The 13857-nt window shown below is 67.6% G+C and carries 8 protein-coding genes; 4 read left to right on the plus strand and 4 right to left on the minus strand.

The window, feature by feature from the left end; genetic code table 11:
- Nucleotides 1-76: 76 nt before the first annotated feature.
- Both E3T29_RS15295 and E3T29_RS15300 read left to right on the plus strand, forming a co-directional pair.
- Entirely contained in the window at nucleotides 77-3298 is a 3222-nt protein-coding gene (locus E3T29_RS15295; protein ID WP_241987847.1) for an ATP-dependent DNA helicase, read from the plus strand.
- A complete protein-coding gene (locus E3T29_RS15300) occupies nucleotides 3295-6666 on the plus strand; it encodes an ATP-dependent DNA helicase (protein ID WP_134346440.1) in 3372 nt (1123 codons plus the stop codon). Before E3T29_RS15295 ends, E3T29_RS15300 begins: the two co-directional genes overlap by 4 nt.
- Here E3T29_RS15300 and E3T29_RS15305 read toward each other — a convergent pair.
- Complete coding sequence (locus E3T29_RS15305) at nucleotides 6549-7697, minus strand: phosphotransferase (protein ID WP_134346441.1); 1149 nt, start codon at nucleotides 7695-7697, stop codon at nucleotides 6549-6551. The two genes, E3T29_RS15300 and E3T29_RS15305, sit on opposite strands and share 118 nt — an antisense overlap.
- Before the next feature lie 86 nt (nucleotides 7698-7783).
- Here E3T29_RS15305 and nudC point away from each other — a divergent pair, with 86 nt between their 5' ends.
- Both nudC and E3T29_RS15315 read left to right on the plus strand, forming a co-directional pair.
- Nucleotides 7784-8767 (plus strand): NAD(+) diphosphatase, encoded by a 984-nt coding sequence (nudC, locus tag E3T29_RS15310; RefSeq protein WP_092341524.1) that lies wholly within the window; start codon nucleotides 7784-7786, stop codon nucleotides 8765-8767.
- A 2-nt stretch (nucleotides 8768-8769) separates the two neighbouring features.
- Entirely contained in the window at nucleotides 8770-10479 is a 1710-nt protein-coding gene (locus E3T29_RS15315) for an ATP-dependent helicase (RefSeq protein ID WP_134346588.1), read from the plus strand.
- Here the strand turns inward: E3T29_RS15315 and E3T29_RS15320 are convergent.
- From E3T29_RS15320 to E3T29_RS15330, 3 genes are all read right to left on the minus strand, one after another.
- Complete coding sequence (locus E3T29_RS15320; RefSeq protein WP_140425533.1) at nucleotides 10370-11215, minus strand: TOMM precursor leader peptide-binding protein; 846 nt, start codon at nucleotides 11213-11215, stop codon at nucleotides 10370-10372. The two genes, E3T29_RS15315 and E3T29_RS15320, sit on opposite strands and share 110 nt — an antisense overlap.
- A gap of 140 nt (nucleotides 11216-11355) precedes the next feature.
- Nucleotides 11356-12366, minus strand: a complete 1011-nt coding sequence (gene adhP / locus E3T29_RS15325) for an alcohol dehydrogenase AdhP (RefSeq protein ID WP_134346589.1) — start codon at nucleotides 12364-12366, stop codon at nucleotides 11356-11358.
- Nucleotides 12367-12518: 152 nt separating this feature from the next.
- The gene (locus tag E3T29_RS15330) at nucleotides 12519-13820 is read right to left on the minus strand and encodes a zinc-dependent metalloprotease (protein ID WP_134346590.1); all 1302 of its coding nucleotides are present in this window, start codon (nucleotides 13818-13820) and stop codon (nucleotides 12519-12521) included.
- Nucleotides 13821-13857: the final 37 nt, after the last annotated feature.

Raw genomic sequence — 13857 nt, forward strand, 5'->3', positions numbered from 1 at the left:
TTGCGCCCAGAGTACGACAGAACGCAGACCAGCCCTGACCGATTTCACTGTCGGCGCAACCCGTTACCGTTGAAATGTGACCAACCTCGACCTTGATGCCGCCCAGCAGGCCGTTCTCGACCTCCCCGACGGGGTGAGTGGCGCGGTGATCGGCGCGCCAGGCAGCGGCAAGACCATGACGCTCGTCGAGCTCGTGGCCGATCGGGTCTTGAACCGTGGCTATTCGCCGAGCGAGGTTCTGGTGCTGGTGCCGACCCGTGCTGGTGCCACAGCCCTGCGCGACCGGCTCGCACTGCGCCTCGGTGTGCCCACCAACGGTCCGCTGGCTCGCAGCGCCAACTCGGTGGCCTTTCAGATTGTGCGTTCCGCCGTGGCCCAGGCCGGTGGTCCTCCGCCCACGCTGCTCACCGGTGGCGAGCAAGACCAGATCATCGCCGAACTGCTGCAGGGCCACCTCGACGACGGAGCAGGGCCGGCCTGGCCGGCCACGCTCGGTGCCGACGTGCGCCGCCTGCGCGGTTTTCGCACCGAACTGCGCGACCTCATGATGCGAGCGGTGGAATACGGGGTGACCCCTGGCCAGCTCGAGCGTTTCGGCCTCGGTCGGCCGGAGTGGGTTGCGGCGGCCGAGTTCATTCGCGGCTACGAGGAGGCCAAAGACCAGGCTCGCCCGGGCCAGTTCGACTCCACCGAGCTTGCCCGCTATGCCGCCGCGATCGTGGCCAGTGCCGAGGCAGGAATGGCGGGCGTTGCAACACTCGGTTCGCTGGCCGGCTTGCGCTTGATTCTGCTCGACGATGCGCAGGAGGTCACCCAGGCCACGCTCACCCTGCTCGCCCAGTTTCAGGCGCGCGGGGTAGCGATCGTCGCCGTCGGCGACCCCGACATCAGCACCGGCTCGTTCCACGGGGCCCACCCGGATGCCCTCGGCCGTTTCGGCTCGTACCTGCGTCCCGGCGTGCCCGCAGACAGCGGCCGGGTGGCCGCGCCGATCGTGCTGGGGACGGTCTACCGGCACGGGTCGGGCATCCGTCGTGTCGTCGCGGAGATCACCAGCCGGATCGGGGCGGCGGCGGCTGGAACCCAGCGTGCCGCGGCCAGCATCGAACAAGCCAGCATCGAACCGGCCACGATCGAACAGACGAGTGTGGCGGCCGTTCCGGGCGAACATCTCGACCAATCCGTGCACACCGTCGTTGCGAGCAGCCCGGCCGATCAGCTCGCTGTGATCGCCCGGCTGCTGCGCGAACGCCACGTGATCGACGACATTCCGTGGTCCCGCATGGCCGTGATCGTGCGCACCGGGTCGCTGGTCCCTTCGATCTCCAAGGGGCTCGCAGCCCTCGAAGTGCCGACCCAGATTTCGACGGCGAGCACCGCGCTGCGCGACGAGTACGCGGTGCGGGCCTTCATCCTGGCCCTCGAAGTAACCCTTGGCCGTAAGCCGCTCGCCCCGGAAGCAGCGACCCTGCTGCTGCGCGGCCCGCTCGGCGGACTCGACCCGATCACCCTGCGCCGGCTGCGCGCAGCGCTGCGCCAACAGGAGCTGGCCACTGACAACGCCGAACCGCGCAGCGCTGACGACCTGCTCGTTGCCGCCCTCCTCGACCCCGAGCTGCTCCTCACCATCGACAACCGCACCGCCCGCCGTGCGGCCGGCTGCGGAGTCAGCCTGCGCCAGGCCAAAATCGAATACGACGCTGGCGCCACCATCGAAGAACTGCTCTGGGGCCTGTGGCAGCGCAGCGGCCTCGAGCGAGAGTGGAAAGAACAGTCCACCGGAACCGGAATCGTCGCCGACGAAGCCAACCACAACCTCGACGCCGTCGTCGCCCTGTTCTCCGCCGCCCAGCGCTATGTCGAGCGCACGCCATCGGCCCCGCCGGTATTGTTCCTCGAACACCTCGTCGACACGGATGTGCCCGAAGACACCCTCGCGCCGCGCTCGCTCGGCGCTGCCGTCATCGTGTCGACGCCGAGCGGCACCATCGGACGGGATTTCGACATCGTCGTGCTCGCCGGCGTTCAGGCCAACGTCTGGCCCGACCTGCGCATCCGTGGGTCACTGCTCGGCGCCGGTGACCTGGCCCTGGTTGCTTCGGGACAGGGCGATACGGGGCTGGCCGGAACCGCTGCCCGCACCCAGGTACTCCACGACGAACTGCGCATGTTCGCCCAGGCCGCCAGCCGGGCCACGACCGAACTGCTCGTCACCGCCGTGAGCAATGAAGAGAACGAACCCTCGGTGTTTCTGCGCCTGCTGCCCGCGCCTGAGCCCGACCTGGGCGTTGACGATCTTGGCCGCTACCCCCTGTCGCTGCGCGGCCTGGCCGGGCGTCTGCGCCGCGACCTGACCCGCGCCATCCGCTCGCCGGCTCGCACCGACTCCGAGACGGTCGCCCGGGCAGCGGATGCCGCGGCCACGCTGGCTCGCCTGGCCAGCGAAAACGTGCCCGGCGCTGCGCCCGACCAGTGGTACGGGCTGACCGACCCCAGCACCGTGCGCCCGCTCAACGATCCAGAGGCCGGCGACGAGCCCGTGCGGGTCTCGCCGTCGCGCATGGCGGCCTTCGAAACCTGCCCGCTGCACTGGCTGATCGGCCAGGTCGGCGGTGGCAGCTCGAACACCGCAGCGAACCTCGGCACGATCATTCACAAGGTCATGGAAGACGCGACCGATCGCCGGCCCGAAGCGCTCTGGCAGGGCGTGGAGGCGCGCTGGAATGAGCTCGACTTCGACGCTGACTGGCAGTCGCGCGTGCAGAAGGTCGCAGCCAGGGAGCTCACCGACCGGCTCGCCTCCTACCTGCTCGATTTCGAACGCGGCGGTGGTGAACTGTTGAGCGCCGAGGGCACCTTCACGCTTGAGGTGAGCGGTGCCGTGCTCTCCGGCACCATCGACCGGGTGGAACGCCAGGCCGACGGCCGGGCCGTGATTGTCGACCTGAAAACCGGCAAGGGTGACGCGACCAGCGATGTCGGCGTCGCGGAGCATCCGCAACTCGGCGCTTATCAGCTGGCGTTCCAGGACGGCGTCATCGAGGGCGTGTCCGGGGATATGGACCTGGCCGGGGCTCGCCTGGTCATCGTCTCGTCCGGCACGGTCAAACAGAATTACCGCAATCCCACCCAGCCCGCCTTCACGCCGGAGCAGCTCGAAGCTTTCCGCGAGCGGGTCGGTGCCGACGCGACGGGCATGAGCGGCGCCACCTTCATCGCCGAGATCACCTCGCACTGCCTCGACCCGCGGTCCCACGGGTCCTGCCGAATCCACGTCATCAAGCAGGTCAGCTCATGAGTCTCAGCACCACGGTCAGCACGGTTTCCGCCCTCGACATCGCCGCGCAACTCGAACTGCCGCCGCCCACCAGCGAACAGCAGGCGGTGATCGAGGCGCCGCTCACTCCCACCCTGGTGGTCGCCGGAGCCGGCAGTGGCAAGACCGAGACCATGGCCAACCGGGTGCTCTGGCTGCTCGCGAACGGCCACGCCCGTCCCGACCAGATTCTCGGGCTCACCTTCACGCGGAAGGCAGCCGGCGAACTGGGAGAGCGCATCAACCGGCGCATCACCGAGCTCGACCGAGCCGGCCTCATGCCGATGATCGCCGGCACCGATGACGCTGATGACTCCACCGAAGCGGCGGGTTCCGACCTGTTCAACACTCCGAACGTCTCCACCTACAACTCCTTCGCCAGTCGCCTGTTCACCGACAATGCTCTGCTGCTCGGCCGGGAACCGGAGTCGGTTCTGCTGAGCGAAACGAGCGGCTGGCTGCTCGCCCGGCGGGTCGTCATCGAGCACGGTGACGGCCGCCTCGTGCCGTTCGGCAAGAGCCTCGACCAGGTCACCGACGCCGTGCTGCAGCTCAGTCGCGCCCTCGCCGAGAACCCGCCAGCCTGGCACGATGGCGCCTCGGGAGCGCCGCACGACCTAGCCGCTCTGGCCCAGAGTTTCGCCTACCTCCCCGATCTGCCCTACGGCAATCCGCGCAAGAAGAAGCCCTACGATTCGGCGGTCGAGTCCCTGGCCTCCGTTGCACCGCTGCCGGTGCTGGCCGAACTCGCCGCGCACTACAGCAGCGAGAAGCGGCGCCTCGGCCTGATCGAGTTCTCCGACCAGGTGGCCCTTGCACTCCAGGTCTGTCAGAAGGTCGATGCGGTCGTCGACCGCTACCGCGACCAGTATCGGGTGGTGCTGCTCGATGAATACCAGGACACCTCGGTGTTGCAGACCGAGCTGCTGCACACCCTGTTTCGTGACCACCCGGTGATGGCGGTCGGTGACCCGCACCAGTCGATTTATGGATGGCGCGGTGCCAGTTCCGCAAACCTGCTCGGCTTCGCGCAGGATTTCAGCGCCGCAGCGTCCGCTCCGACGATGTCGCTGTCGTTCACCTGGCGCAATCCCGCTCGCGTGCTGGATACCGCCAACGCCCTCGTCGCGCCGCTCAGCGAAGCCTTGCGGGCCAAGCCGGGCGGAATCCAGGTCGAAACGCTCAAGGTGCCGACCGGCACCAGACCAGGCACTGTCGACGCGGTCATGGCGCAAACCATCGCCGAGGAGGCCGGCGCGGTCGCCGACTGGTTTGCCGCCCGGCTGGTCGGCGACCACGGGCCCGCCGACTACAGCGGCGCGATGCTGTTTCGTGCGCGCCGCGAGATGGACTACTTCGCCGAGGTACTGCGGGCGCACGGTGTGCGCGCCCACGTGCTCGGCCTCGGCGGGTTGCTCTCGACCCCGGAGGTCGCCGATGTCGTGAGCGTGCTGCGCGTGGTGCACGACCCTGCGGCCGGCAGCGAACTGGTACGCCTGCTCAGCGGCGCCCGCTACCGGGTCGGCGCCCGCGACCTCGCGGCGCTCGCCGACGTGGCGCGCTGGCTGGCCGGACATGACTGGGCGCAGCAGGCCATCTCGGCCGATCTGCGGGGCAAGCTGCGGGCATCCGTCGCCGGCGACGAGGGCAGTTCCCTCGTAGACGCGCTCGATTTTCTCGGCACTGCGCCTGACTCCCACGGCCAGTTCGACGGGTTCAGCGAGCTGGGGCGCGCCCGCGTGCAGTCGGCCGGTCGGCAGCTGGCCTGGCTGCGATCCCGCGCCGGCCTGCCGCTGCTCGATTTCGTGCGCCTGATCGAGCAGGAATTTCGGCTGGACATCGAACTGACCGCGAACGAGGCCAACGATCTCGGACTGGCCAACCTGTACTCCTTCCACGATACGGTTGCCGCCTTCCTCGACAGCGACGAGCAGGGTACCCTGGCCAGCTTTCTGCGCTGGCTGAAGCGGGCGGAGCTGCAGGATGACCTCGGCCCGCGCGCCGAACTCTCCGAACAGGGCACCGTGCAGCTGGTCACGATTCACGGCGCCAAGGGCCTGGAATGGGACTTCGTGGCTATTCCCAACCTGACCGAGAAGAGCCTCCCCGCGGCTGCTCGCGATACGAGCGGTTGGCTGCGTTTCGGCGAACTGCCCTACGGTTTTCGCGGCGACCGCTCCGAACTGCCCGAACTTGAAATCATCGGCCACGAGACCCAGCTCGACTACGAGCTGGCTTTCCAGACCTACAAGGCCGAGCTGGCGACACGGCACGACGACGAAGAACGCCGGCTCATCTACGTGGCCGCCACCCGCGCCAAACGAGAGTTGCTGCTGACCGGCTCGTTCTGGGGCCCCGGATCGACCATGCGGCGGCCCAGCCGCTACCTGACCGAACTCGCCGAGGCCGGCATCATCCCCGCAATCCCCGACACGAGCGACGAGGTCGTCAAGCCGGATTCCGCCGAGGACGGCACCGAACTGTGGCCGTTCGACCCACTCGCTACCCGACGCCCGCTCGTTGAAGCCGCAGCGACCCGCGTGGCGGGCAGCCAAGCGGATTCCCCCACCCGCTGGTCCCACGCGGTCACCCTGCTGCTCGAGGAACGCGCCCTGCGGCTGGCCGGTGGCGCGGCGGCCCCCGTACCCACCCGCATTCCGGCCTCCCGGTTTAAGGATTACGTCGACGACCCGGCCGGAGTCGCCGCCGAGCTGCGGCGCCCGATGCCGCAGCGTCCCTATCGGGCCACGCGGCTCGGAACTCTGTTCCACTCCTGGGTGGAGAGCCGCGCCGGCGGTGCCACCGGTACCGACCGCGTCGATGCCGCACTGAACGAACTCGACTTCGGCACCGATGATGACGGCGGTACCGGCACGCTGAGCGACCTCGGGGTGCCGGAGCAGGAGCAATTTGCGGCACTGCAAGCTACCTTCGAACGGTCCGAATGGGCCGATCGAGCGCCCGTCGACGTCGAGATTGAAATTCACCACGTGCTCGGCGGCCAGGTCTTCGTCTGCAAGCTCGACGCCGTCTACCAAACGCCGACCGGGTACCAGGTGGTCGACTGGAAAACCGGGCGGGCACCAAAAAACGCCGCCGACCTCGAACTCAAGCAGACCCAGCTCGCGCTCTACCGGTTGGCCTATGCCCGGTGGAAGGGGATCGATCCGAGCATTGTCGACGCGGTGTTCTACTTCGTGGCCGACGACACCGTCATAGCCCCGGAGCGTCTCTACTCCGAGGCAGACCTTCTCGCCGCCTGGTCTGGGGCGATGGCCCCGGTGCTCGACGAAGCATCCTCGGAGTCGTCGTCGGATTCGGAATCGATGGTCAGTCCCGAGAAGTTGTAGCTGTCGGTGTGCATCGCTGCGTGCTGGTCGTAATCCCGAGCGGCGCGCGGCATGTGGTCGAGCATGGTCTCCACGTCGTCGACGGTCATGATCGGGCCGGTTTCGGGGGAGAGCGGCTGCTGGGTATGGCTGTGCACCGTGTCGACGAGCCCGTCGAGCATGGCGACGGCGTCATCGACGATGGACTGGTCGTGGCTGCTCGCGCCGTGCAGCAGCCAGCGGGCCAGCTCGAGCTCGGCATAGAGCATGGCGCGCTGGGTGATGTGGGTATCACTGCCCTGGCGTGCGTTCGAGTAGGCATCGATGGCCAGTTCGGCGGCGTCACCGCGCGCGGCAAGCAACCAGTGCAGGTCGCGGGCCGGGTCACCGACGGCCAGGCCCGACCAGCCGAGAATGCCCGACACGGCGTCGTCGGTGATCAGAATGGAATCGGCCGACATCGACCCGTGAACCACGGCCGGTGCGAACTGCCACAGCGCATCGTCGTCGGTGGCCTGTTCCCAGCGGCGCAGAAGCGCGGCGGGCAGGTAGCCCGTGTTGGCGGCGCGGTCGATCAGGTCGATCGTATCCTTGCGACACTGTTCCGCGCTCTGCTGGGGAAGCCCGGCGGTGCCGATGAAGGCGCTCGGCAGTGAGTGGATCGCGGCGATGGCCCGCCCGATCGACCCGGAGACGCCCTCGTGCCCGGTGAGGGCATCCGCATCGAAACTGTCACCGGCCAGCAGCTCGTAGACGACCGCGCGGGTACCTTGAATCGGCGTCTGGCCGACATATTCCGGAACGTCGAACGGCAGCCGGCTGCGATTGCCGGTGGTGAGCGCGCGCAACGCCACGAGGTCAGCGGACTGCTCCGTTTCGGCCGACTGGCTGGTAGGAACGCGAATGATCAGCGCCCGCCCGTCTCTGTCGATGACGAGCGCCGAGTCGAACAGTCCGTGCGCGCCGGCACTGTGCTTACGGGCGTAGGCCACGTCGAGCCCCGGAACAGCGGAGGTGGCTAACGCGGCTAGAGTGAGTTGAGTTCTGGCCATGCCTACTAGGTTAGATCGAATTACGCACCTGCTGGTTATTCGCCACGCCTCCACACCCACGTTCTCGCAGAGCTCGGAGATTCACCATGTCGTTCACTTTCACGACGCGGTTGCCGCTGTCTCGGCACGCGATCGACCGCGATCATCTCAGCCGTGGCGTTCCCGGGCTGTTCGACCAGCTCTGGGCGGATGCCGCCACCCGCGTTCTGCCCGTCTGGCACGGTAAAATTCTGCTCGCGCCAAAGGACCACACCGGCGCCGTGCACCTCGCCCTGCTGTCGCCGACGAGCCTGCCGATGAGTGCACAGAACCCGAGCCTGCGCGTCTACCTGGGCCGGTCGCTCTCGACCGACCTGCCCGAAGCATTCGGGACGCAAATCGTCGCCGTGCAGCTCGATGATGCCGCCGCTGTCGGCCTCGAGTCCGATTCCACGCGCTGGGTCGGCCTGCGCACGGTCGCGACCGTGCTGGATGACCGTGACGCCGGCCTGTTTACCGAGGCCCTTGGCGTGCTCAACTGGCACGCCTCACACGCTCACTGCCCGCGCTGCGGCGCCGCAACTGTGGTCGAAGAGGGCGGTTGGGTGCGTCGCTGCCCGGTCGACAACAGCCAGGTTTTTCCGCGCACAGACCCGGCCGTGATCGTACTCATCACCGACGCCGACGATCGCATTCTGCTCGGCTCCAACGCTATGTGGGAGAACAACCGATATTCGTTACTCGCGGGTTTCGTCGAACCCGGCGAGGCCCTGGAATCGGCCGTGATCCGCGAAATGTTTGAGGAATCCGGCCTGAGGGTCACCGACCCGGCCTATGTCGGCTCGCAGCCGTGGCCGTTTCCGGCCTCGGTCATGTGCGGGTTCACCGCCCGGCTCGCCGACGACCAGCCCGCCCACGACCTGCTGCCCGACGGCGCCGAGATTCTGGCGCTGCGCTGGTTCAGTCGGCAGGAACTGCAGGACGCCGGCGAGTGGATGCTGCTGCCCGGCCCGTCCTCGATCGCGCACGCCATGATCGAGCGCTGGCTCGGTGCCCCGCTGCCCGCCGCGACGGAACTGATCCGACCGTGACGGTGACCGCCGATTCGTTACTGAAAGGCCTCGACGAGCAGCAGCGGATCGCCGCCGAAGCCCTGATCGGCCCGGTCTGCATGCTCGCCGGGGCCGGCACCGGCAAGACCCGCGCCATCACCCACCGCATCGCCCTCGGCGTGCTGACCGGCGCCTATGCTCCCAACCGGGTCATGGCGCTCACCTTCACGAGCCGCTCGGCCGCCGAACTGCGCGGTCGCCTGCGGCAGCTCGGTGCCGGGGGAGTGGCCGCGCGCACCTTCCACGCCGCCGCGCTGTCCCAGCTGAACTACTTCTGGCCGCACGTCGTCGGCGGGCAGGCACCACGCATCCTCGACGGTAAGGGGCGCATTCTCGGCCACGCCGCCGAAGCCCTGCACCTTAAAATTGACACCGCCACCCTGCGTGACCTCGCCGCCGAGGTGGAATGGCGCAAGACCAGCGGCCTGAGCATTGAGCAGTACGCTGCCGGCATCGCCAGACGCAGCCTGCCCGGTCGGCTCGATGTGGACCAGGTGGTCGCCCTGCAGCAGACCTACGAGAAGCTCAAAGACGATCGCAAACAGATCGACTTCGAAGACGTGCTGCTCGCCATGGCTGGCATGATCGAGGCCGAACCGTCGGTGGCACTGCAGGTGCGCGAACAGTACCGATTCTTCATCGTCGACGAATACCAGGACGTCTCCCCGCTTCAGCACGATCTGCTCGCACTCTGGCTCGGCGACCGCCGCGACCTCTGCGTCGTCGGCGACGCCAGCCAGACCATCTACTCCTTCGCCGGCGCCCGCAGCGACTACCTGCTCGACTTTCCCAAACACTACGAGGACGCCACGGTGGTGCGCCTTGAGCAGAACTACCGGTCAACGGCGCCGATCGTGGCCACTGCCAACCAGCTCATGCGCGGCCGTTCCGGCGCGCTAACCCTGCACGCCGCACAGTCCGACGGCGGCCCCGATCCGACAGTGCGTGGCTATGCCTCCGATATGGCCGAGGCGCGCGGCGTCGCCGAGCAGATCCTGCATCTCATCGACACCGGCACCAAACCCGAAGACGTGGCCGTTCTGTTCCGGGTCAACGTGCAGGCCGCGCTGCTCGAAACGGCGCTGACCGAGGTGGGGGTGAGCTACCAGATTCGCGGGGCCAAACGGTTCTTCGACCTGCCGGAGGTGAAGCAGGCGGTGATGAGCCTAAGGGCGGCATCCGTTTCGATCGTCGGGGAACCGCTGTTCAAGTCGGTCAGCGACGTGTTGCGGTCGCTCGGCTGGAGCCAGACGGCGCCGGAGACGCGCGGCGCGGTGCAGGCTCGGTGGGAATCCCTCAATGCCCTGATGGGGCTGGTCGACCAGGCCGCACCGGGAACCACATTTCGCCAGTTCACCGACGAGCTGATGGAACGCCAGGCCGGCCAGCACGAACCGACCGTGTCGGCCGTGACGCTCGCCACGATGCACTCAGCTAAGGGCCTCGAATGGGATGACGTGTTCGTGGTCGGGCTCAGCGAAGGTCTCGTGCCGATCAGCTATGCCAGCACCTTCGATCAGATCGACGAGGAACGTCGTCTGCTCTACGTCGGCATCACCCGGGCCCGCCGCCGACTCGCGCTCAGCTGGTCGTCGTCGGGTGTGCAGGCTCGCGCGCCTCGGGAACGGTCTCGTTTTCTGCAAGAGCTTGGCAGCCGCACCGCTCGTGGAGCCGGTGCTCGCTCCGCGTGACGGTACCGGTGACGGCGTCGATGCTCAACGACCGGGCGAACACCGCTGACCGGCCCGTCTCCAGGCGATCCTGTACGAGCCCGGCCACTCGGGCGGCCACCTCAAAACTCAGCCTGGGCGTTTCACTCGGGGCCTGTCGCGGGGCCAGCTGGCAGGCCATGGCCGGCCATGCCGGATCAGTGTCGACGTGTGCCAGTTCCAGGCAGGTCAGGCAGGGCCCCTGGCCCGGTTCGACCAGCGGCCCGACCCGCGCCGCGCTGTCGCTGAACACCACCGGAAGGTGCGGAATGTCACGGCGCAGCCAGTGTCCGTGACGCTCGGGTGAGAAAACGTACTGCCCGACCAGCACGGCCAGGTCGGGTTCGTCGCCGGGCAGCGGATCCTCGATGCCGAGGTTGGACAGCAGGGTGCGCACCCGAAAAGCGGTCGGCCCGACGCCGTCAACGAGCACGGTGCGGGGCAGGGGCGTGACCTTGGGTTCTGCATCGTCCGGCACGTACAGCAGTGCCGGCTCGAGCAGTTCGAGCAGGTGCGCCACCTCCGCAGCGGATGCCCCGGCGAGGGTTCCCAGCAGCAGCGCACCCGATCGATGCACCCCAGCAGTGAGGGCTGACAGCACGGCTTCGTGGGCGAGAGTGAGCCCGCCGATCGTGACGATGGCGTGGTCCACGCCGAGTTGGACGCAATCCGGTGTGCGCCAGACCAGTGGGTATCGTGGGTTCAGTCGGAGGGCCATGCCGACATGATGACGCATCTGGCCAGAACGCGGAGAAGTTATCCACAGGCACACCAGAGGTGCGGGCGCGACCACGCTCGAACATTGGGATTCGAACGTATCCGCAGCCCGCACCTCAGTGCAGATCGTGGTGGGGCAACCTAGTAGCGGATGACCACGCGACCGTCGATCTTGCCGTGCTTCATCTCGTCGAGTACTTCGTTGACCTCGTCGATGCGGCGCTCGGAGACCGTGGGGTGAATCTGGCCGCGCGCGTAGAACTGCAGGGCTTCTTCCATGTCCTGGCGGGTACCCACGATGGAGCCGCGAATGGTGAGGCCCTTGAGTACGATGTCGAAGATCGGGGCTGGGAAGTCTCCCGGCGGCAGGCCGTTGAAGACGATGGTGCCGCCACGACGGGTCATGCCGATTGCCTGGCCGAAGGCGGCCGGGTGAACCGCGGTCACGAGTACGCCGTGCACTCCGCCGGTGACTTTCTGAATGGCGGCGACCGGGTCTCCGTCAAGAGCATTGATCACGAGTTCGGCGCCGTGCTTGCGGGCGAGCGCGAGCTTGTCGTCGGCGATGTCGACGGCGGCAACGCGCAGGCCCATCGCCTTGGCATACTGCACGGCGATGTGACCGAGGCCACCGATGCCGGAGATGACGACCCACTGGCCCGGACGGGCCTCGGTCATCTTGAGGCCCTTGTAGACGGTGACGCCGGCGCACAGCACCGGGGCGATTTCGATCGGGTCGGCGCCGTGAGGAATGCGCACGGCGAAGCGGGAGTCGACGAGCATATATTGCCCGAATGAACCGTCGACGCTGTAGCCGCCGTTCTGCTGGGCTTCGCAGAGGGTTTCCCAGCCGGTGCGGCAGTACTGGCAGCTGCCACAGGCGCTCCAGAGCCAGGCGTTGCCGACCAGGTCGCCGATGGCGAGGTCATCGACGCCGGTGCCGAGGGCGACGACCTCGCCGACTCCCTCGTGGCCGGGAATGAATGGCGGGCTCGGCTTGACCGGCCAGTCGCCCTCCATGGCGTGCAGGTCGGTGTGGCAGACACCGCTGCTGATCAGTTTGACCAGGGCCTGGCCGGGGCCGGGGGTTGGTACCGGTACCTCATCGATGGTGAGGTTCTGGCCGAACTCGTGCACGACGGCCGCGTGCATGGTCGTGGGCACCCGGGTGGATTTTTTCGGATCGCTCTCGGTAATCGTCATTGCCAAACTCCTTCGTTTGGGACATTTCGTCCGTTGCACGACGGTAGATCAGCAAAGGTTGCCGCAACGTTGCGACCCCACCTGAGGGGTAGAAAAGTGTTCTATTCCTCGTGCGGGCGCTCGGCACCGTCATCGCGCAGCAGGTCTTCGAGAGCCTGGTCGACGTCGTCGAGCACGTCGGGCTCGCCACGAGCCGCACTCGTGAGGCGAGCAATGAGCTTCTGGGGATCGTCGATGTCCTGCTCGGTGGGCAGCAGATCGGGGTGCGACCAGAGCGCGTCGCGCGCTTCGTTACCCACGGCATCCGTCACGGCCTGCCACATGGCAGCAGCCTCCCGCAATCGGCGCGGGCGAAGCTCAAGACCGACGAGGGTCGCGAAGGCGGATTCGGCTGGGCCACCGGAAGCTCGGCGGCGTTTGACCGTCTCGGCGATGGCATCCGCTTTGGGCAGTCGGATGGTGGCGCGAGCGGTGACGACGTCGACCCAGCCTTCGACCAGGGCGAGCATCGTTTCGAGGCGGGCCAAGGCTGAAATCTGTGACTCGTCCTGTTGCTGGATGAGCGAACCGTCGACCATGGCCTGACGCAGGTCTTCCGGGTTCGACGGGTCGAAGCTTCCGGCGAGTTCTTCGAGCCGGCTGGAGTCAATACTGATCCCGCGCGCGTAAGCGGTGACCGCGCTGGTCAGGTGCAGGCGCAGCCAGCGGGCATGACGAAACAGTCGGGCGTGGGCGATCTCGCGCACGGCCAGGTAGATCTGCACCTGGTCTGCGGGAACGTCGAGGCCGTTGCCGAAGTCGGCAACGTTCTGGGGGAGCAGTGCAGCCTGCTGCTCGCCGAGCAGCGGAATGCCGACGTCGCCGCCGCTGACGACCTCGCTGGCGAGCTGGCCGACGACCTGGCCGAGCTGCATGGCGAACAGGGTGCCGCCGATACTGCGCACGAGCTGGCTCGCGTTGGCGACCATGCCCTGCATCTCCTCGGGCACCTGCTCGGCGAAGACGCGGGTCAGAGAGTCGGAGATGCTCGTGGCAACGGGTTCGGCCAGCTGAGTCCAGAGCGGCATGGTCGCGGTGACCCATTCGCGGCGGGTCATGAGGCGTGGTTCAACGGTCAGTTCGGCCACGGAGATGACGTCATCGAGCCAGAGCGCCGCAATGTGAAAGGCCTGACGCAACTGGGTCTGCTGCTCATCGGTGGCCGTGAGCTGGCCGTTGGCCGCTCGCTGCTGGCCCTGGGTGAGCGCAATCTGCCAGTCCACGCCGGTGCCCTGGGAGTTCATGGCCCCCTGGAGCTGTTGCATGAGGGCGGCCACGCTGGCCGGATCGTTCGGCAGGCCGGCAGCACCGGCAAGCTGGCTCGGGTCGATTCCGCTCTTGCCGCTCAGAATGTCGCGCAGCATGTCACGAAACTCGTCGCTCGGCTCGTTCGGGTTCTGA

Source organism: Cryobacterium sp. TMT1-66-1 (assembly GCF_004403435.1).
Classification (GTDB): Bacteria; Actinomycetota; Actinomycetes; order Actinomycetales; family Microbacteriaceae; genus Cryobacterium; species Cryobacterium flavum.